Here is an 18445-nt window from a genome sequence, read left to right on the forward strand (position 1 = left end):
CGTCGACGAGGGGGCAGTAGGCTGCCGTCATGCAGGCGACCGCATACACGTACGACCCCGAAAGCCGCAGCGGACAGGTGCTCCTGGACGACGGCACCCCGGTGCCCTTCGAGGCGCCGGCGTTCGACGCGGGCGGTCTGCGGCTGCTGCGTCCCGGGCAGCGGGTGCGGATCGAGACGGAGGGCGAGGGGGACGGCCTGCGGATCACGCTGGTGACGCTGCAGACCTTCTGAACTGGCCGAGCGGGCCGGGCATCTCGCGCAACACGGCCCCCACCAGCCGCAGGAGCGCCGAACACACCGCGGGCCGGGCTCCCTGGGGAGTCCGGCCAGGCGCGTGAGTACCTCTGCGCTCCTACTTGCCGCGGGTGGTGGTCTTCTTGGCGGTGGTCTTGCGGGCGGTCGACTTCTTGGCCGGGGCCTTCTTGGCCGTCGCCTTCTTCGCCGGGGCCTTCTTGGCCGTGGTCTTCTTGGCGGCGGCCTTCGCGGGCGTCGCCTTCTTGGCGGCCGCCGCGGTCTTCTTCGCCCCGGCGGTCTTCTTGGCGGTGGCCTTCGCCGCCGCGGTGGTCTTCTTGGCGGCGGCCTTCTTCGCCGCGCCCGTCGCCTTCTTGGCGGCGGCCTTCTTGCCGACGGCCTTGGCGATGGTGGCGGGCGGGCCGGAGAGGCTGCCCTTGGGCGCCTTCTTCACCGCGATGTCGTGCTTCGGAAGCTTCTTCGAGCCGCTGACCAGGTCCTTGAAACCCTGGCCGGCCCGGAAGCGGGGAACGGAGGTCTTCTTGACCCGCACCCGCTCACCCGTCTGCGGGTTGCGCGCGTAGCGGGCGGGACGGTCGACCTTCTCGAAGGACCCGAAGCCGGTGACCGAGACCCGGTCTCCCGCGACGACCGCGCGGACGATGGCGTCCAGTACCGCGTCGACGGCATCGGCGGCCTGCTGGCGGCCGCCCATCTTGTCGGCAATCGCTTCTACGAGCTGCGCCTTGTTCACGTCTTCCCCTTCGGAGACCTTGCCAGAACGAAGGTGTTCAAGCATTTTCGCACGTTAGGCGGATATATACCGCAAATCAAACACGAAACGGGCTAATCACCCTTGTGTCGCAACGGACTCAACGGTCTCGGGTTGTTCAGCCTTCCTCACCGGGGATTCGGCCCTCGTCGAGGTCTGTCGTGAACCTCTCCAGGCGCCTTGTCGCACCGGCAAGATCGTGCTTGGCCGCGGCCGTAATGACCAGCAGCTTCCGGGTCAGCGCCATCCGTACGCCCTCCGGGACTTGCAGTGCGCGCACCCTTGCGTGCGCTTCCTTGAGTTGGGCCGCGACCGCCGTATAGAGCTCGAGTTGGCCGTCGTTGTCCATGCACAGATTGTGCCATCTGGGGCGAGTTGTCGCCTGCGCTGGGGGCAACTGCCGCCTCGGACAGCCCTCCCGGCACCTTCGCCGACCGGGGTCCTGGACCTCACGTACCCCGGCAACAACCGTCATAACGTGGGGAGTTGAGAGTGGGCGCGACAGCGCTGCGACGGATGGGGGCCCGGAAACGGCTGTACCCCCGATCGGGGCGATCGGGGGTACAGGGGGGTGGCGCGGTGGCCGAAACCCGACTTGTGCGGGCGCCGGACCGGGGGTCGGCTCAGCTGTCGATCATCGGCCGGGGTGCCGGATCAGACCGGCAGGGTGCGCGGCTTGAACGACGGGCGCTTCGCCTCGTACTCCGCGATGTCGGCCTCGTTCTGCAGGGTGATGGAGATGTCGTCCAGCCCGTTCAGCAGCCGCCAGCGGGAGTTCTCGTCCAGCTCGAAGGAGGCGGTGATCCCCTCGGCGCGCACCTCGCGGGCGACCAGGTCGACGGTCACCTCGGCTTCGGGGTTCTTCTCGGTGAGCTCCCACAGCGCGTCCACGGTCTTCTGGTCCAGGACCACCGTGAGCAGGCCGTTCTTCAGCGAGTTGCCCCGGAAGATGTCCGCGAAGCGGGAGGAGATCACGGCCTTGAAGCCGTAGTTCTGCAACGCCCAGACGGCGTGCTCGCGGGAGGAGCCGGTGCCGAAGTCGGGGCCGGCGACCAAAACCGTGGCGCCGTGGCGCTCGGGGCGGTTGAGCACGAACTCGGGGTCCTTGCGCCAGGCCTCGAACAGCCCGTCCTCGAACCCGTCGCGCGTGACCTTCTTGAGCCAGTGCGCGGGGATGATCTGGTCGGTGTCGACGTTGCTGCGGCGCAGCGGGACGGCCCGGCCGGTGTGGGTGGTGAAGGCTTCCATGATCTTTCAGACTCCAGCGGGCGTACGGGTGTCGGCGTCGGACAGGTCGGCCGGGGAGGCCAGGTGGCCCAGGACCGCGGTGGCGGCGGCGACCTGCGGGGAGACCAGGTGCGTACGGCCGCCCTTGCCCTGCCTGCCCTCGAAGTTGCGGTTGGAGGTGGAGGCGGAGCGCTCGCCGGGGGCGAGCTGGTCGGGGTTCATGCCCAGGCACATCGAGCAGCCCGCGTGCCGCCATTCGGCGCCGGCCTCCTTGAAGACCACGTCCAAGCCCTCGGAGACGGCCTGCAGGCCCACGCGCGCGGAGCCGGGGACGACCAGCATCCGTACGCCGTCGGCGACTTTGCGGTCCTTCAGGATCGCGGCGGCGGCGCGCAGGTCCTCGATACGGCCGTTGGTGCAGGAGCCTACGAAGACGGTGTCCACCTTGATGGAGCGCAGCGGCTGGCCGGCCTCCAACCCCATGTATTCCAGGGCCTTTTCGGCGGCCAGGCACTCCGAAGCGTCTTCGTACGAAGCCGGGTCGGGGACGGAGGCCGAAAGCGGCGCGCCCTGGCCGGGGTTGGTGCCCCAGGTGACGAACGGGGACAGCTCGGCGGCGTCGATGACGACCTCGGCGTCGAAGACGGCGTCGTCGTCGGTCCTCAGGGTCTTCCAGTACGCGACCGCCGCGTCCCAGTCCTCGCCCTCGGGGGCGTGCGGACGGCCCTTGAGGTAGGCGAAGGTGGTCTCGTCGGGGGCGATCATGCCCGCGCGGGCACCGGCCTCGATCGACATGTTGCAGATGGTCATGCGGGCCTCCATCGAGAGCTTCTCGATGGCGGAGCCGCGGTACTCCAGGATGTAGCCCTGGCCGCCGCCGGTGCCGATCCTCGCGATGATCGCCAGGATCAGGTCCTTGGCCGTGACGCCCTCGGGCAGTTCGCCTTCGACGGTGATCGCCATGGTCTTCGGGCGGGCCATCGGCAGGGTCTGGGTGGCCAGCACGTGCTCGACCTGGGAGGTGCCGATGCCGAACGCCAGCGCGCCGAAGGCACCGTGCGTGGAGGTGTGCGAGTCGCCGCAGACGACGGTGGTGCCGGGCTGGGTCAGACCCAGCTGCGGCCCCACGACGTGGACGACGCCCTGCTCGACGTCGCCCAGCGGGTGCAGCCGGACGCCGAAGTCGGCGCAGTTCTTGCGCAGGGTCTCCAGCTGGACGCGGGAGACCGGGTCCGCGATGGGCTTGTCGATGTCGAGGGTCGGGGTGTTGTGATCCTCGGTGGCGATGGTCAGGTCGAGCCGGCGCACGGTGCGGCCGCTCTTGCGCAGGCCGTCGAAGGCCTGGGGGCTGGTCACCTCGTGCAGCAGGTGCAGATCGATGAAGAGGAGGTCGGGCTCGCCCTCGGCGCGCCGGACGACATGGTCGTCCCAGACCTTCTCCGCGAGTGTCCTAGCCATCGCTTTCCCTCCGGCCGAACGCGAACACGCCGACCCAACTAGAGATCTTGAGGATGCGGCGCCCGCTCCCCCCAAGGCCGGGCGACCGTCGCGGACCCGTCGGTCCGCGGGCCCCGTTGTGATTCCAGGGTGGCGCGTTCCACGGAAAATTGAACTTGCGTTTCACAGAGTGAGACGCAAGTATCGTTGCATGGACAACAGTAGCGGCGTCGGCGTTCTGGACAAGGCAGCCCTTGTCCTGAGCGCTCTGGAGTCCGGTCCGGCTACCCTCGCGGGCCTGGTCACGGCCACCGGACTGGCACGACCCACGGCCCACCGGCTGGCCGTGGCGCTGGAGCACCACCGCCTGGTGGCGCGGGACATGCAGGGCCGGTTCATTCTCGGCCCGCGCCTGGCGGAGCTGGCCGCGGCGGCGGGCGAGGACCGTCTGCTCGCCACCGCCGGTCCGGTGCTCACGCACCTGAGGGACGTGACGGGCGAGAGCGCGCAGCTCTACCGCCGCCAGGGTGACATGCGCATCTGCGTCGCCGCGGCGGAGCGCCTGTCCGGCTTGCGGGACACGGTCCCGGTCGGCTCCACGCTCACGATGAAGGCGGGTTCCTCGGCGCAGGTCCTGATGGCCTGGGAGGAGCCGGAGCGCCTCCACCGCGGCCTGCAGGGCGCCCGCTTCACGGCGACGGCCCTGTCGGGCGTACGGCGCCGGGGCTGGGCCCAGTCGATCGGCGAGCGCGAGCCGGGCGTCGCGTCCGTCTCCGCGCCCGTACGCGGCCCCTCCAACCGCGTCGTGGCCGCGGTCTCGGTCTCCGGCCCCATCGAGCGCCTCACGCGCCACCCCGGCCGCATGCACGCCCAGGCGGTCATCGACGCCGCCGCCCGCCTCTCCGAGGCACTCCGCCGCTCCGGCTGACCCCACCGCGAGGAGGGCGGCCTCAACGCCGCGGCAGGCCCTCCGGGCGGAACCCCGACGACCACTCCGGCCGCCCGGCCCTGCGGGTCCCCGCCGACCGGCAGCGGGGACCCGCACTCAGCCTCCGCTGCCGTCCTCGCCCACCCGCCCGACTCGCCGGGGTGAGGGGCCCACCCCGGGGCTCCGCCCCGGACCCCGGCGGGGACTCCGTCCCCTGCACCCCTGGCAGAGCCGGGCCAGACCCGGCGGACAACTCCACCACCTACACCCCTGACGGGATACTGCCCAAGACCCGGCGAAGACCGCCTCCCCACACCCCTGACGGAGCGCTGCCCCGGAGCTCGGCGGGGACTCCGTCCCCTGCACCCCTGACGGGGCGCTGCCCAGGGCCTGGCTGGGATTGCCTACCCGCACCCCTGCTCAGCTCACCGGGTTCGCAGTGTCCGCTCAGGAGATGCGCAGGCGGGTGGCTGCGCGGTCTCCTCGGCGGGTGACCGGTATGACGCCCGTGACCTTGCCGAGGCCGGATTCAGGCATGTTCATGTAGATGGATTCGTAGGCGCCGGCCGGGACGACGTACGTCTCGTGCCACATGCCGACCTTGCCCTTCCCCTCGCGCAGCCGTCGATTGAAGGCGGACCAGGCCGGGTGGTGGTTCTTGTCGGGCGCGGCGGCGTAGGCGAGAAGTTTCTCCTTGGACTCCCAGTACTGCACGAGCTGCACCTCGCGGGGTCCGGCCGGCAGGGCCCGGTAGCCGAGGAGGCCGCTGTCCGGGTCGCGGGTCAGTTCCGCGAGCATCGGCCCCATGGCCCTGGCCACCGGCCACCAACTGCGCACCGCGGCAAAGCTGTTGATCCGCATTCCGATGAGGAGGACGACAACCTCCCCCTCGCTCGCGGCGGTCATGCGTCCTTCGATCGGCTTGGCACTCATGACGTCCCCCCTTCTCGATCGCTCGCGATCGCTCCCAACTATTGGATAGCTCCACTATCCCTGTTGGATAGTGGAGCTATCCAACAGGGGGCGCAAGAGGGAAAGGGCCGGTACGGACATGCGACTGGCGGAGCTGAGCGCACGCAGCGGCGTCTCCACCGCGACGATCAAGTTCTATCTGCGCGAGGGGCTGCTGCACCCCGGCCGCCGCGTCACGGCCACACAGGCCGACTACGACGAGGGACACCTGCGGCGCCTGAGGCTGGTGCGGGCGCTGATCCAGGTGGGGCGGATCCCGGTGAACTCCGCCCGTGAGGTGCTCGCCGCCCTGCGGGACGATCGGATGGACCGCAACCAGCGCCTGGGCACCGCCACCTGGGCCCTGCCGCACGGTCCGGAGCCCGACGAGACGGACCCGGCCACCGACGCCGCCCGGCGCACCGCCGACGAGCTCATGGGCCGGCTCGGCTGGTGCTACGGCCGCACCTCCGGCCAGGCCCCGACCGCACCGGCGTACGGGATGCTGGTGACCGCGATCACCGCTCTCTCCCGGCTCGGCTACCCGTGCGCCGCCGAGGACTTGGAGCCGTACGCCCGCGCCGCGGAGCGGATCGCCGTCAGCGATCTGGACCTGGTGGAGCGCTACGGCACGCCCGACGAGCAGGTGGAGGCCGCGGTGGCGCTGACGGTGCTGTACGAGCCGGTACTGCTCAGCCTGCGCCGGCTCGCGGAGGCTGAGCAGTCGCGCCGCCGGTTCGGCGAAGGGTGACCACGGAATCGAGTAGGAGGGCCGGGTCGCCCGGCCCTCCTCTCACACCACCGGACATGCGGGCCCGCATCCGGCGGTTCACCGAGCTGGTCTCATCCGGTACCAGGTCGCCTTGAGGGTCAGCAGGCCACGGTCTTCCCAGTAGGAGTTGGGCAGTGCCCGCTGGAGGACGGCCGAACCCGCGATCCGCCAGTAGCCCTTGCTGCTGTATCCCCACTTGCTGGAGAAGTGCTCGTTGATCCCGAGCTTCAGCAGGCTGGCCCGACGGGTCCTGGGCCGCTTCCATTCCTTCCAGCGGATCTGCCGCATCCTGCGGCGGAACCATTCATCCAGATCCCGGAACGGCCTGGAGGCGTCCGAGAGCCGGAAGTAGCCCATCCATCCGGTCATGAAGCGGTTGATCTCCGCGATACGTTCATCCATCGCGATGCTCCACCGCCGCGAGGTCAGCTCCCGGATACGGTCCTTCCAGCGCGCCAGCGCCTTCGGGTCGACACGGATTCTCACCCCGCCCCGGGTGAAGTAGAAGCCGAACCCCAGCAGCACCGCCGAGCGGGCGTGGACCACCTTCGACTTCTCCCGGTTGACCTTCAGTTTCAGCCGCTGCTCGACCACGGCCGTGACCGAGGCGAGCACCCTGTGGGCGGCCCGTTCGCTGCGCACGAAGACGCGCACGTCGTCGGCGTAACGCACGAACCGGTGACCGCGCCGAAACAACTCCCGGTCCAGATCATCGAGCATGATGTTCGACAAGACGGGCGACAGCGGGGACCCCTGCGGGGTCCCCTCCACGCTCGGCGACTTCACGCCGTCCACCATGATCCCGGCGTCCAGATACCGGCGAATCAGCTTCAACACCCTGCGGTCACCGACCTTGCGCGCCACCCGTGCCATCAGGACGTCATGCTGGACCCGGTCGAAGAACCGGTCCAGATCAAGGTCCACGACCCACCGGCAGCCGTCCTCAACCGCCCGCCGCGCGACCCGCACCGCCTGATGGGCGGACCGGCCGGGGCGGAACCCGAAGGACGACCCCGAAAACCGCGGGTCGAAGATGGGCACGAGCACCTGCGCGACGGCCTGCTGGATCAGGCGGTCCAGCACCGTCGGCACCCCCAGCATCCGCTCGCCGCCGCCAGGCTTCGGGATGACCACCTGACGGACCGGCGCCGGCCGGTAGGTGCCCGCATCGAGCTCGGCCCGCACAGCGGGCCAGTGGACCAGCAGCCACGGGCGAAGTTCCGCCGTGGCCATCCCATCCACCCCGGGGGCACCCCGGTTCGCTTCGACACGGTTGAGCGCCGCGAGCAGGTTCTCCCTCGAGAGCATCAGCTCCCACAGGGCCTGCCCCTGTTCGCGGTGAACGATCTCCTCAGCGCGCGCCGACCGGCCACTACGCTCTGACGCGGTGTTCAACGGAATGCACCGTCTCCTTCCGCACCAGGCCCGCAAAGCGGGGTGGCTGCGATGTCCGTGACCAGCACGAGCAGCACCGATTCCTTCGTTCCACTCGATGTTCGGCCCTTCCCAGCCCGCCGCCCTCGCGGCCCATCCCGGCTGGTACTACGGCCTCTGCTGACTTCTGCCCGGTCAGCCCGCGCCCTCACGGGCACCGGCCGTCGGCGCGGCGGCATCTTCAGCACAACCGACACCCGGACAGATCTCCCCAGGTAAGAACGATCAATGTCCCCGGATCCCCGCCGCGTCTACGCACTGGCCCCCTTGGCAGTGACGGGCATCGCCGAGCATGGCAGGCTCACCCAGACCAGCACGCCTTCTACGCGGTTCGTGTTCCTCGGTACCCGGGTCTCGCCTCGGGCTTCCTCCAGACCCCACCTCACGGTGACGCCCTTGCCTCCGGCTCGGGGTCAGCACCGCCTCTTCCCCCAGGGGACTTCCACCCCAATCGATCGCCCATGCTGGGCGCACCACGACGAAGGGCCCTCCCGGGGGAGGGCCCTTCGTCTCGTGTACCCCCGACCGGATTCGAACCGGCGCTACCGCCTTGAGAGGGCGGCGTGCTAGGCCGCTACACAACGGGGGCGTGGACACTGCGTCTCCGCAGGTCCGAGCTGGTCTACCTGGACTCGAACCAAGACTAACTGAACCAGAATCAGTCGTGCTGCCAATTACACCATAGACCAATGATGGTTTAGACCAGTCGTACCCCCGACCGGATTCGAACCGGCGCTACCGCCTTGAGAGGGCGGCGTGCTAGGCCGCTACACAACGGGGGCCTTGATCCCGAAGGATCCGTACCCCCGACCGGATTCGAACCGGCGCTACTGCCTTGAGAGGGCAGCGTGCTAGGCCGCTACACAACGGGGGCTTGCGGATGTGATCCGCGGTGCAGATGAGCTCTGCGAGCTGGCCTACCTGGACTCGAACCAAGACTAACTGAACCAGAATCAGTCGTGCTGCCAATTACACCATAGGCCACTGGAACGCAAGCCCCTGCGGGGATCTTGTTCTAGCATTACGCCTGCGGACCCGGGCCGGTGGCCCGCGCCCCGCGGCGCAGGAAGAACATTACCCGAAGGTGGACGGGGCTCCAAAACGCATATCCGTGCCGAGGATGTCGGGAAGTTCGCCAAGCGAGGCGATCCGGCGCGGACCGGCGTCCCCGACCGGGGCGGTGTGCACGCCGTCGCGGTCGATCCAGACGGAGAGCAGCCCGGCCTCGGCGGCCCCCCGCCCGTCGATCTCCGGATGGTCACCGACGTACGCCACCTGGTGCGGAGCGAGCTCCAGCGCGTCGCACGCCTCGTGGAACGCCCGGGCCTCCGGCTTCGACACACCGAGCTCGGCGGCGCACAGCACGGCCTCGAAGCGGTCGCGCACACCGAGGACGCGCAGCTTGTGCTCCTGGACGTGAAGGCTCGAGTTGGACAGCACCGCGTGCCGGTAGGCGCCGGCGAGGGCGTCCAGGACGGGCAGCACGTCCGGGAAGAGCGCCCAGGCGGCCTCGTAGTGGCCCAGGTACCGCTCGAACCACGCCTCGGTCTCGTCGTCGGTCAGCTCCGGCCTGCCGAGGAAGACCCGCACCCGGTCCCGCCGCTGCTCCTCGAAGGACGCCTCCCCCGCCGAGAACCGCGCCCACTGCGCGTCGGTGATCCGCCGCCAGTGCGCCAGGGCCTCCTCCGCGGTCCCGTACCCGTCGAGCAGCCCCTCGGCAGCCAGGTGCGCCCGCATGCCGACGCGGTCGGCGGTGGTGTAGTCGAAGAGGGTGTCGTCGACATCCCAGACCACGGCTTTGATCGGCATGACACCGACGGTACCGCCGCACGGGTGCGGGAGGGTCCAGGATCGCCCTGGCAGCACGGAGGGGCGGCACCCGAGAGCGGGTGCCGCCCCTGACGTACGGGTGCGTCGCCCTACGCCGACAGCTTCGCCAGCGCCGCGTCGATGCGGGCCAGCGTCTTGTCCTTGCCCAGGACCTCCAGGGACTCGAAGAGGGGCAGGCCGACCGTGCGGCCGGTGACGGCGACGCGGACCGGGGCCTGGGCCTTGCCGAGCTTGAGGCCGTGGGCCTCGCCGGCGGCCAGGACGGCCTCCTTCAGGGACTCGGCGGAGGTCCAGTCGGCGGACTCCAGCTTCTCGCGGGCCGTGCGCAGGAGGGCGTCCGAGCCCTCCTTCATCGCCTTGGTCCAGCTCGCCTCGTCCTCGGTCGGCTCCGGCAGGAACAGGAAGTCGACGTTGTCCGTGATCTCGGACAGGACCTTCAGACGGGTCTGGGCGTGCGGGGCGATCGCCTGCCACTTGGCCTCGTCGAAGTCCTCCGGGGCCCAGGGGGCGAACGGGGGCTGCAGCCACGGGCGGCAGCGCTCGGTGAAGTCCTTCACGTCCAGCAGGCGGATGTGGTCGCCGTTGATCGACTCGCACTTCTTCAGGTCGAAGCGGGCCGGGTTGGGGTTCACGTCCTTGATGTCGAAGGCCGCGACCATCTCCTCGACGGAGAAGATGTCCTGGTCGGCCGAGAGCGACCAGCCGAGCAGCGAGAGGTAGTTGAGCAGGCCCTCGGGCAGGAAGCCGCGCTCGCGGTAGAGGTTCAGCGAGGACTGCGGGTCGCGCTTGGACAGCTTCTTGTTGCCCTCGCCCATCACGTACGGCAGGTGGCCGAACTCGGGGATGCCCTTGGCGATGCCGAGCTCCATCAACGCCTTGTAGAGGGCGATCTGGCGCGGGGTGGAGGAGAGCAGGTCCTCGCCGCGCAGGACGTGGGTGATCTCCATCAGGGCGTCGTCGACGGGGTTGACCAGCGTGTAGAGCGGGGCGCCGTTGGCACGGACGATGCCGTAGTCCGGGACGTTCTCCGGGGTGAAGGTCAGCTCGCCGCGGACCAGGTCGGTGAAGGTGATCGTCTCGTCGGGCATGCGGAAGCGGACGATCGGGGCGCGGCCCTGGGCCTTGTACTCCTCGACCTGCTCGGCGCTCAGGTCGCGGCAGTGGCCGTCGTAGCCGGAGGGCTTGCCCGCGGCGCGGGCGGCCTCGCGGCGGCTGTCCAGCTCCTCCTGGGAGCAGTAGCAGTGGTAGGCGTGTCCGGCGTCCAGCAGCTTCTGCGCGACGTCCTTGTAGAGGTCCATCCGCTGCGACTGGCGGTACGGCGCGTGCGGGCCGCCGACCCCGGGGCCCTCGTCCCAGTCGAAGCCCAGCCAGCGCATCGCGTCGAGCAGCTGGTTGTACGACTCCTCGGAGTCGCGGGCCGCGTCGGTGTCCTCGATGCGGAAGACCAGGGTGCCCTGGTGGTGCCGGGCGAACGCCCAGTTGAACAGGGCGGTGCGGACCAGGCCCACATGGGGGTTACCGGTGGGCGAGGGGCAGAAACGGACGCGTACGGGGGATGGGGGTACCCCCTGCTCGAGCGAAGCCGAGAGCTTGGGGGAGGGTGCGCTAGCCACGCTTGACAACCTTGTTGGTGAGAGTGCCGATGCCTTCGATGGTGACGGCGACCTCGTCGCCGACGTTGAGGGGGCCGACCCCTGCCGGGGTGCCCGTGAGGATGACGTCGCCGGGGAGCAGCGTCATGGCCTCGGAGATGTTGACGATCAGGTCCTCGATGGGGTGGATCATCTCGCTGGTGCGGCCCAGTTGCCGCTGCTCGCCGTTGACGGTGAGCTGGATGGTCAGATCGGCCGCGGCGGCGATGTCGATGTCCGTCTCCACCCAGGGGCCGAGCGGGCAGGAGGTGTCGAAGCCCTTGGCCCTGGCCCACTGCTTCTCGCGCCGCTGGACGTCGCGGGCGGTGACGTCGTTGGCGCAGGTGTAGCCGAAGATCACGTCCTTGACGCGCTCGCGCGGGACCTCTCGGCACATCCGGCCGATGACCACGGCCAGCTCGGCCTCGTGATGCAGTTCCTCGGAGAAGGAGGGGTACTGGATCTGGTCGCCGGGGCCGATCACCGAGGTGGAGGGCTTGAAGAAGGCGAACGGGGCGTCGGGCACCTCGTTGCCGAGTTCGCGGGCGTGCTCGGCGTAGTTGCGGCCGAAGGCGACGACCTTGTTGGGGAGCACCGGCGGCAGCAGCCGTACCTTGCTCAGCGGCACCCGCGTGCCGGAGAGCTCGAAGTCCGCGAACGGGATGCCCTTGATGATGTCGAGGACGAGCTCGTCCGGCTGGTCGCCCTCGACCGCGCCGAAGGCGACGTTCCCGTCGATGGAGAACCTGGCGATGCGCACGGGTTGCTTGGCCCCTTGGCTTGAGCGGCTGGAGTCTGACGCTCCAGGCTAACGCGGGCGGGGGCCCCGGACCTCGCGCATTACGGCGCACAGGGCACGAAGGAGGGGCGCCCCGGGCTCGGGGCGCCCCTGATCTCCACGCGCGGGTGATCTGCTCGTCGGCCGCCGTGAGCATCCGGCGGCCGGGCCGCGTATTACTCGGCGACGGCGGCCGCGACCGGCGCGTCCATGAGGACGGTGCGCCTGGGGTTGGCGGTCTGGGCGGGAAGGGAGACGGAGTGCTCCGGCTGCTCCGGCGTCTGCAGGGCTTCGGCATCCTCGAGGTGCGTCAGCGTCGTGCGCCGGGGGTTGGCTATGGTGCGGAACATCATCGTCGTCTTCACGGTTGTACGAGACCTTGTCGTGTACGGGCGCCGGGGCGTCGAAAGGCTCCCACGCCGGGTTGTCGGATTTGCCAACTCTGTAAAGCGTCAGGCTAAACATTCAATTCCCGACCGAAGACGCGAAGAGCCCGTGATCCCGGTGTGATTTTGCTCACGGACACATCGACAAACCGGGCAATTCCCCGGCACCCCCTCCGTCGCCGAAACGGACATTGGCCCACTGAAGCCATCATTCCGCTCCCGATCATGGCGACTGGGACACCTCTTGTGACTCGCGGGTACGTAGCGATATGTCCCCCTATGAGCGAGACGCCTTTCCACATCCGGTAACCCGGCACTCACGGACCGTCACGGAGGTCACAGCCTGGCCCTCACGCCTTGTTGGAGATCCGGCACTGTGCTGGAATGCCACGGACCGCCGCAGGATCGTGCCGGCGCACAGGGGCGCAAACAGCGCCGAGTGGCGGCGGGAAGGGGGAGCCAGCGCCGGTCACTCACGACCACCGAGGGAAGCGTCCCAGGACGCTCCCCACCACGCCGACACCGTCCTTCCGCTCGCGCGGAGGGGCGCCTGGTCCAGAGGTTGCGACGCTAGTGCAGGGACGTTTCAAGAGGGATGGCAGCGCTTCGGCGGAGCCGGAGCCGCACGGCGGGACTGGCCCCATGCCAGGCAGCTCCTCGCCCCAGCACGCCCAGAACCCGGGCCCCGGCCCGGTCGGCGACAGCGGTGAGCGCCCCGGCGCGGCCGGCGCGTCGGCGTTGCCGAGCCCCGCTCCGGCGGTCAAGCCGGCCATGGGCCCCGTCGGCCCCGGTTCACGCATAGCGATGCGCAACTGGCGCATCTCCACACGTCTGGTGTCACTGCTCGCGCTCCCCGTGGTCGCCGCGACCACGCTGGGCGCGCTGCGCATCGACCAGAACATGAACGACATCCAGCAGCTCGACAACATGAAGCTGCTGACGGACATGACCACGCAGGCCACCGAGCTGGCCGCCGCGCTCCAGGAGGAGCGCGACCAGTCCGCCGGCCCGCTGACCCAGCGCTCCGAGGCGGCCGCGATCGCCATCAAGGGCGTCCGGGACAAGACGGACCGGGCCCGGGACAACTTCATCTCCCAGTCCGAGGACATCGACACCGCCAGCAGGAAGGGCGACCTGCAGGGTGTCCGCGACACCCTCGTCGGCATCGTCAGCGACCTCAACGGCCTCAGCAAGATCCGCAAGGACGCGTACAAGGACAAGGACAACTCGTCCCGGACGGTCGACCGGTACCACCGGCTGATCACCGAGCTGCTCGCCCTCTCCCAGGACATGGCCGAGGCGACCAGCAATCCGGCGATGATTCAGCGCACCCGCGCCCTGGCCGCCTTCTCCTCCGCCAAGGAGTACGCCTCCGTCCAGCGTGCCGTGATCGCCGCCGCCCTGCCGGCCAGCAACACCACGGCCGGTGACCTCTCCGAGAACGACCGCCTGTACGCCCAGGCGGCACTGGAGAGCCAGACCTCGGACCTCAACAGCTTCCGCAACATCTACGGCGACGGAGCCGAGGAACTCATCAGGCCCATGGAGGAGGGCAACCCGACCATCCTGGCCGCGGACACCTACGCCAAGCGCGTGCTGGACAGCCAGAACGGTCTGCGGCAGGCGAACAAGCGTTCCTACCGCGACTGGGTCGACGACAGCTCCACCAAGATCCAGCAGATGAAGAACATCGAGCACCGACTGCTCGAGGAGATGGACCAGAAGGCCCGCGAGCTGCGCAGCGCCACCGAGCGCGAGGCCATCATCTCCGGTACGCTGATCCTGCTCGTCCTCGGCGTGTCGCTGGTCGGCGCCTTCGTCATGGCCCGCTCCATGATCCGCTCGCTGCGACGGCTGCAGGAGACGGCCACCAAGGTCGCCCAGGACCGCCTGCCCGAGCTGGTCAAGCAGCTGTCGGAGTCGGACCCGCAGGACGTCGACACGTCCGTGGAGTCGGTCGGTGTGCACTCCCGGGACGAGATCGGCCAGGTGGCCACGGCCTTCGACGAGGTGCACCGCGAGGCGGTCCGCCTCGCCGCCGAGCAGGCCCTGCTGCGGGGCAACGTCAACGCGATGTTCACCAACCTCTCGCGCCGCTCCCAGGGTCTGATCCAGCGCCAGCTGTCGCTGATCTCCGAACTGGAGTCCCGCGAGGCCGATCCGGACCAGCTGTCCTCGCTGTTCAAGCTCGACCACCTCGCCACACGTATGCGCCGTAACGGTGAGAACCTCCTCGTCCTCGCGGGCGAGGAGCCCGGCCGCCGCTGGACCCGCCCGGTTCCGCTGGTCGACGTGCTCCGTGCCGCCGCGTCCGAGGTGGAGCAGTACGAGCGCATCGAGCTGGCCGCCGTGCCGACCACCGAGGTCGCCGGCCGCGTGGTCAACGACCTCGTGCACCTGCTCGCCGAGCTGCTGGAGAACGCGACCTCGTTCTCCTCGCCGCAGACCAAGGTCAAGGTCACCGGTCACGCGCTGCCCGACGGACGGGTGCTCATCGAGATCCACGACACCGGTATCGGTCTGTCTCCGGAGGACCTCGCCGCGATCAACGAGCGGCTCGCCTCTCCGCCCACCGTGGACGTGTCGGTCTCCCGCCGCATGGGTCTGTTCGTGGTCGGTCGTCTGTCCCAGCGGCACGGCATCCGCATCCAGCTGCGCCCCTCCGACTCCGGTGGTACGACGGCTCTGGTCATGCTGCCCGTCGATGTCGCCCAGGGCGGCAAGAAGCCTGCCGCGGGCAAGCCCGGTGGCCCTTCCGCGGGTGGTCCTGCGGCCGCGGCTGCCGCCGCAGGCGCCGCCGCGGCGCGCCGTCAGGCGGGCGGCGGTGCCCCCGGCGCGGGCGCGCCGCAGGGTGGCGCCGGCCGGCTCGGTGCCGGAGCCGCTCCGCGCGGCCAGGTCGGTACCGGCCAGGGCCCGCGGGCCGCGCTGCCCGGCGCGGGCCGCCAGGGCGGTCCGGGCTCGCCGCGCGGGCCGCAGGGTCCGGGACAGCCGCAGCAGGGCCGTCCGGCCCCGGCGGGCGCGACCGGTGCCTTCGGCGGCCAGGCGCCCGGTGGGCCGCAGGGCCCGCAGGCGGCCGGTCCGGGTGCCCCGCAGGGCTTCGGCGACGGCCGGCGGCAGGACGTCTTCGGTGGCGGCGCCCGTGGTGCCGTACCCCCGCAGCGGACGAACGGCAGCGAGCAGGGCCGGCAGCCCCAGCTGCCGCCGCGCGGCGGTGCGCGCGCCGAGCTGCCGGGCGGCAACGGGCCGTCCCGTACGCAGGGTTGGGGCGACCAGAACGCGGGCGGCCGGGCCGCCCTGGACGCGCCGCGCGGCCACGACGAGCAGGACGCGGCGCACTCCTCCCGGATGCCTCGGTTCGACGAGCGCCAGGGGCCGAGCTCGACGACGGAGATGCCCCGGATCGACGACCGGCAGGGGCCGGGCTCGACGGCGGAGACGTCGGCGTTCCCCCGTCCCGACTTCGACGCTCCGCGTCCGGGTGCGGGCGGTGCGCAGAACACGGGCCAGTTCGTCCGTCCGGACGTCTTCGGTCCGTCCGGGCAGAACAACCCGTCCCAGACCGGCCAGTTCGCGGCCCCGCAGGCGTACGACAGCGGCTCCACCGGCCAGTTCCCCGCCCAGCCGGGCTACGACAACGGCTCCACCGGCCAGTTCGCCGCCCAGCAGGGCTACGACAACGGCTCCACGGGGCAGTTCGCCCGGCCGGGCCAGCACAGCGGCGCCACCGGCCGGCACTCCCTGCCGGGCCGTCAGGACCCCGCGTCCACGGGCCAGTTCGAGCGGCCGCAGCCGGGCGGTCCCGCCGGCTTCGGCGGTCTGCGCGGCCCGGCCGCCCAGCGGCCGCAGCAGCGTCCCGCCCGTCCGGAACAGGGCAACACGGGTGCCCCGCAGCAGCGTCCCGACGACGGCTGGGCCCTGCCGCCGGCCACCGGTCCCGGCGACGGCCGTACGCCGCTGTACGACACCCTGGAGACCAACTGGTTCCGCGGTGGCAGTCAGCAGAGCGGTGAGCCGGCCCCGGCCGCGCAGCAGCCGCAGGCCCCCGCGGCCCAGCCGTCCTCTTCCGCTCCCCAGCGGAACACCGCCCCCGCCTGGCGCAACTCGCCGAACGACGAACTCGTCCGGCAGGCCGAGCGGGTCAGGCAGCCGGCCGCGGGCGGGATCACCACCTCCGGCCTGCCGCGCCGGGTGCCCCGGGCGAACCTCGTCCCGGGCACGGCTCAGCAGCAACAGCACCAGAGCGGTCCGCAGGTCTCGCGTGCGCCCGACGACGTACGCGGCCGGCTGACCAATCTCCGTCGGGGCATCGCACAGGGTCGTCAGGCCGGTCACGGCCAGACGGGCAGCTTCCCCACTCACCAGCAGGAGCGTTAGTTGAGCCAGATGAGCCAGGCGGCACAGAACCTCAACTGGTTGATCACCAACTTCGTGGACGACACCCCAGGGGTGTCCCACACCGTCGTGGTCTCCGCCGACGGACTGCTTCTGGCGATGTCCGAAGGGTTTCCGCGCGACCGCGCCGACCAGCTCGCGGCCGTCGCCTCCGGTCTCACCTCGCTGACCGCCGGGGCCTCCCGGATCTTCGAGGGCGGCAATGTGGCGCAGACGGTCGTGGAGATGGAGCGGGGTTTCCTCTTCCTGATGTCCATCTCGGACGGGTCGTCCCTCGCGGTCCTGGCTCACCCCGAGTGCGACATCGGCCTCGTCGGCTATGAGATGGCACTGCTCGTCGACCGTGCAGGGGCGGTCCTCACGCCCGACCTGCGCGCCGAACTACAGGGCAGTCTGCTCCACTGATCGGCTCCGGCACCACCCACCTCACCAAATCACCGTCCGGCCGCCACAATCCCCCCACCGGCCTCGTCAGACGGCTTGACTGACCGACTTGCTGTCCCGCCCGGAGGATTCATGACCCCGCCCACCGCCTCTCATGATCCGTACGCTGATCCGTACGAGGATGAAGGCGACCAGCCGCTGGTACGTCCGTATGCGATGACCGGCGGCCGGACCCGGCCGCGCTATCAGCTCGCCATCGAGGCGCTGATCAGCACCACGGCCGACCCGGCAGCGCTGATGGGACTCCTCCCGGAGCACCAGCGGATATGCCATTTGTGCCGCGAGGTGAAATCGGTGGCCGAGGTGTCGGCGCTTCTCGCCATGCCGCTGGGTGTGGCACGGATCCTCGTCGCGGACCTCGCCGAGGCCGGCCTGGTGGCCATCCACCAGCCGGGCGGCGATGAGAACAACGGTGGCGCACCGGATGTGACGCTGCTCGAAAGGGTGCTCAGTGGACTTCGCAAGCTCTGACGCGGGCCGGGCGACCACCTCCGCCAAGATCGTGGTGGCGGGCGGCTTCGGCGTGGGCAAGACCACGTTCGTGGGCGCCGTCTCGGAGATCAACCCGCTGCGCACGGAGGCCGTCATGACGTCTGCTTCGGCGGGCATCGACGACCTCACCCACACCGGGGACAAGACCACCACCACGGTGGCCATGGACTTCGGCCGCATCACGCTCGACCAGGACCTGATCCTGTACCTGTTCGGCACGCCCGGCCAGGACCGGTTCTGGTTCATGTGGGACGACCTGGTCCGCGGCGCCATCGGCGCGGTGGTCCTGGTCGACACGCGCCGTCTGGCCGACTGCTTCCCGGCGGTCGACTACTTCGAGAACAGCGGCCTGCCCTTCGTCATCGCCCTCAACGGGTTCGACGGCCAGCAGCCGTACAACCCCGACGAGGTCCGCGAGGCCCTGCAGATCGGTTCCGACGCACCGATCGTCACCACCGACGCCCGCCACCGCGCGGACGCCAAGTCGGCGCTGATCACTCTGGTCGAGCACGCCCTGATGGCCCGGCTGAAGTAACGCCCGGCCGAAGTAACGCCCGGGTGCCGTTACCCATGGTTGCCAAGTCGGCAAGGCCGTACGGCAGTTGTCGTAGGCACATCGGGGCCGGCTGTGTCCTTTGACACGGTCGGCCCCGATGTTCATAACGTTTCGGCAGAGGAATCGGCGGGTACGGCCACGCGTCGCGCACATACGGTGTCGCTGCGCGCACAATCCCCCGG

Annotated in this window: 17 protein-coding genes and 5 tRNA genes; 7 read left to right on the top strand and 15 right to left on the bottom strand. The window is 70.2% G+C overall.

What is annotated here, in order from left to right; translation table 11 throughout:
* Positions 1 to 29: 29 nt before the first annotated feature.
* Entirely contained in the window at positions 30 to 233 is a 204-nt protein-coding gene (locus tag ACX25U_RS10415; RefSeq protein WP_073950195.1) for a hypothetical protein, read from the top strand.
* 121 nt (positions 234 to 354) lie between these two features.
* On the opposite strand, the gene ACX25U_RS10420 is transcribed toward ACX25U_RS10415, so the two are convergent.
* From ACX25U_RS10420 to leuC, 4 genes are all read right to left on the bottom strand, one after another.
* Complete coding sequence (locus tag ACX25U_RS10420; RefSeq protein WP_454390850.1) at positions 355 to 987, bottom strand: HU family DNA-binding protein; 633 nt, start codon at positions 985 to 987, stop codon at positions 355 to 357.
* 136 nt (positions 988 to 1123) lie between these two features.
* Positions 1124 to 1354 carry an SCO5555 family protein gene (locus tag ACX25U_RS10425; RefSeq protein ID WP_454390852.1) on the bottom strand — a complete coding sequence of 77 codons (231 nt, stop codon included), beginning with the start codon at positions 1352 to 1354 and terminating at the stop codon, positions 1124 to 1126.
* A 305-nt stretch (positions 1355 to 1659) separates the two neighbouring features.
* Positions 1660 to 2253, bottom strand: a complete 594-nt coding sequence (gene leuD, locus ACX25U_RS10430; RefSeq protein WP_454390854.1) for a 3-isopropylmalate dehydratase small subunit — start codon at positions 2251 to 2253, stop codon at positions 1660 to 1662.
* Positions 2254 to 2259: 6 nt separating this feature from the next.
* Entirely contained in the window at positions 2260 to 3690 is a 1431-nt protein-coding gene (gene leuC / locus ACX25U_RS10435; RefSeq protein ID WP_454390856.1) for a 3-isopropylmalate dehydratase large subunit, read from the bottom strand.
* 190 nt (positions 3691 to 3880) lie between these two features.
* Here leuC and ndgR point away from each other — a divergent pair, with 190 nt between their 5' ends.
* Positions 3881 to 4597: an IclR family transcriptional regulator NdgR gene (ndgR, locus tag ACX25U_RS10440; RefSeq protein ID WP_073950186.1), complete on the top strand. Its 717-nt coding sequence runs from the start codon at positions 3881 to 3883 to the stop codon at positions 4595 to 4597.
* A 447-nt stretch (positions 4598 to 5044) separates the two neighbouring features.
* Here the strand turns inward: ndgR and ACX25U_RS10445 are convergent, their stop codons facing one another.
* Complete coding sequence (locus ACX25U_RS10445) at positions 5045 to 5530, bottom strand: DUF4188 domain-containing protein (RefSeq protein WP_454390858.1); 486 nt, start codon at positions 5528 to 5530, stop codon at positions 5045 to 5047.
* Between the two features lie 118 nt (positions 5531 to 5648).
* Between ACX25U_RS10445 and ACX25U_RS10450 the strand changes: the two genes are divergently transcribed.
* Complete coding sequence (locus ACX25U_RS10450) at positions 5649 to 6299, top strand: MerR family transcriptional regulator (RefSeq protein WP_454390860.1); 651 nt, start codon at positions 5649 to 5651, stop codon at positions 6297 to 6299.
* Positions 6300 to 6377: 78 nt separating this feature from the next.
* Here ACX25U_RS10450 and ltrA read toward each other — a convergent pair whose 3' ends face one another.
* The 10 genes from ltrA to ACX25U_RS10500 form a co-directional block, all read right to left on the bottom strand.
* A complete protein-coding gene (ltrA, locus tag ACX25U_RS10455) occupies positions 6378 to 7715 on the bottom strand; it encodes a group II intron reverse transcriptase/maturase (RefSeq protein ID WP_454383785.1) in 1338 nt (445 codons plus the stop codon).
* Positions 7716 to 8270: 555 nt separating this feature from the next.
* Positions 8271 to 8343: transfer RNA gene (locus tag ACX25U_RS10460), tRNA-Glu, on the bottom strand.
* Positions 8344 to 8371: 28 nt separating this feature from the next.
* Positions 8372 to 8443: transfer RNA gene (locus ACX25U_RS10465), tRNA-Gln, on the bottom strand.
* Between the two features lie 20 nt (positions 8444 to 8463).
* Positions 8464 to 8536, bottom strand: a tRNA-Glu gene (locus ACX25U_RS10470).
* A gap of 19 nt (positions 8537 to 8555) precedes the next feature.
* Positions 8556 to 8628 (bottom strand) — tRNA-Glu (locus ACX25U_RS10475).
* A gap of 38 nt (positions 8629 to 8666) precedes the next feature.
* Positions 8667 to 8738 (bottom strand) — tRNA-Gln (locus tag ACX25U_RS10480).
* A gap of 90 nt (positions 8739 to 8828) precedes the next feature.
* Entirely contained in the window at positions 8829 to 9563 is a 735-nt protein-coding gene (locus ACX25U_RS10485) for an HAD family hydrolase (protein ID WP_454390862.1), read from the bottom strand.
* A 110-nt stretch (positions 9564 to 9673) separates the two neighbouring features.
* Complete coding sequence (gltX, locus tag ACX25U_RS10490; protein ID WP_454390864.1) at positions 9674 to 11197, bottom strand: glutamate--tRNA ligase; 1524 nt, start codon at positions 11195 to 11197, stop codon at positions 9674 to 9676.
* Positions 11190 to 11975 (bottom strand): fumarylacetoacetate hydrolase family protein, encoded by a 786-nt coding sequence (locus tag ACX25U_RS10495; RefSeq protein WP_454390866.1) that lies wholly within the window; start codon positions 11973 to 11975, stop codon positions 11190 to 11192. Before ACX25U_RS10495 ends, gltX begins: the two co-directional genes overlap by 8 nt.
* A 194-nt stretch (positions 11976 to 12169) precedes the next feature.
* Positions 12170 to 12358 (bottom strand): hypothetical protein, encoded by a 189-nt coding sequence (locus ACX25U_RS10500; RefSeq protein ID WP_454390868.1) that lies wholly within the window; start codon positions 12356 to 12358, stop codon positions 12170 to 12172.
* A gap of 594 nt (positions 12359 to 12952) precedes the next feature.
* Here ACX25U_RS10500 and ACX25U_RS10505 point away from each other — a divergent pair.
* From ACX25U_RS10505 to ACX25U_RS10520, 4 genes are all read left to right on the top strand, one after another.
* The gene (locus ACX25U_RS10505; RefSeq protein ID WP_454390870.1) at positions 12953 to 16753 is read left to right on the top strand and encodes a nitrate- and nitrite sensing domain-containing protein; all 3801 of its coding nucleotides are present in this window, start codon (positions 12953 to 12955) and stop codon (positions 16751 to 16753) included.
* A gap of 9 nt (positions 16754 to 16762) precedes the next feature.
* Positions 16763 to 17176, top strand: a complete 414-nt coding sequence (locus ACX25U_RS10510) for a roadblock/LC7 domain-containing protein (RefSeq protein WP_454394197.1) — start codon at positions 16763 to 16765, stop codon at positions 17174 to 17176.
* Between the two features lie 111 nt (positions 17177 to 17287).
* A complete protein-coding gene (locus ACX25U_RS10515) occupies positions 17288 to 17686 on the top strand; it encodes a DUF742 domain-containing protein (protein ID WP_454390872.1) in 399 nt (132 codons plus the stop codon).
* Positions 17667 to 18242 (top strand): GTP-binding protein, encoded by a 576-nt coding sequence (locus ACX25U_RS10520; RefSeq protein WP_454390874.1) that lies wholly within the window; start codon positions 17667 to 17669, stop codon positions 18240 to 18242. The genes ACX25U_RS10515 and ACX25U_RS10520 overlap by 20 nt, the downstream gene beginning before the upstream one ends.
* Positions 18243 to 18445 lie beyond the last annotated feature (203 nt).

This window comes from Streptomyces sp. JNUCC 63, from assembly GCF_054366325.1.

Coding starts and splice junctions, on each gene's coding strand:
- ACX25U_RS10515 (WP_454390872.1), top strand. CDS start 17,288: ATGACCCCGCCCACCGCCTCTCATGATCCGTACGCTGATCCGTACGAG.
- leuD (WP_454390854.1), bottom strand. CDS start 2,253: ATGGAAGCCTTCACCACCCACACCGGCCGGGCCGTCCCGCTGCGCCGC.
- ACX25U_RS10415 (WP_073950195.1), top strand. CDS start 30: ATGCAGGCGACCGCATACACGTACGACCCCGAAAGCCGCAGCGGACAG.
- leuC (WP_454390856.1), bottom strand. CDS start 3,690: ATGGCTAGGACACTCGCGGAGAAGGTCTGGGACGACCATGTCGTCCGG.
- ACX25U_RS10425 (WP_454390852.1), bottom strand. CDS start 1,354: ATGGACAACGACGGCCAACTCGAGCTCTATACGGCGGTCGCGGCCCAA.
- ACX25U_RS10485 (WP_454390862.1), bottom strand. CDS start 9,563: ATGCCGATCAAAGCCGTGGTCTGGGATGTCGACGACACCCTCTTCGAC.
- ndgR (WP_073950186.1), top strand. CDS start 3,881: ATGGACAACAGTAGCGGCGTCGGCGTTCTGGACAAGGCAGCCCTTGTC.
- ACX25U_RS10450 (WP_454390860.1), top strand. CDS start 5,649: ATGCGACTGGCGGAGCTGAGCGCACGCAGCGGCGTCTCCACCGCGACG.
- ACX25U_RS10445 (WP_454390858.1), bottom strand. CDS start 5,530: ATGAGTGCCAAGCCGATCGAAGGACGCATGACCGCCGCGAGCGAGGGG.
- ACX25U_RS10510 (WP_454394197.1), top strand. CDS start 16,763: ATGAGCCAGGCGGCACAGAACCTCAACTGGTTGATCACCAACTTCGTG.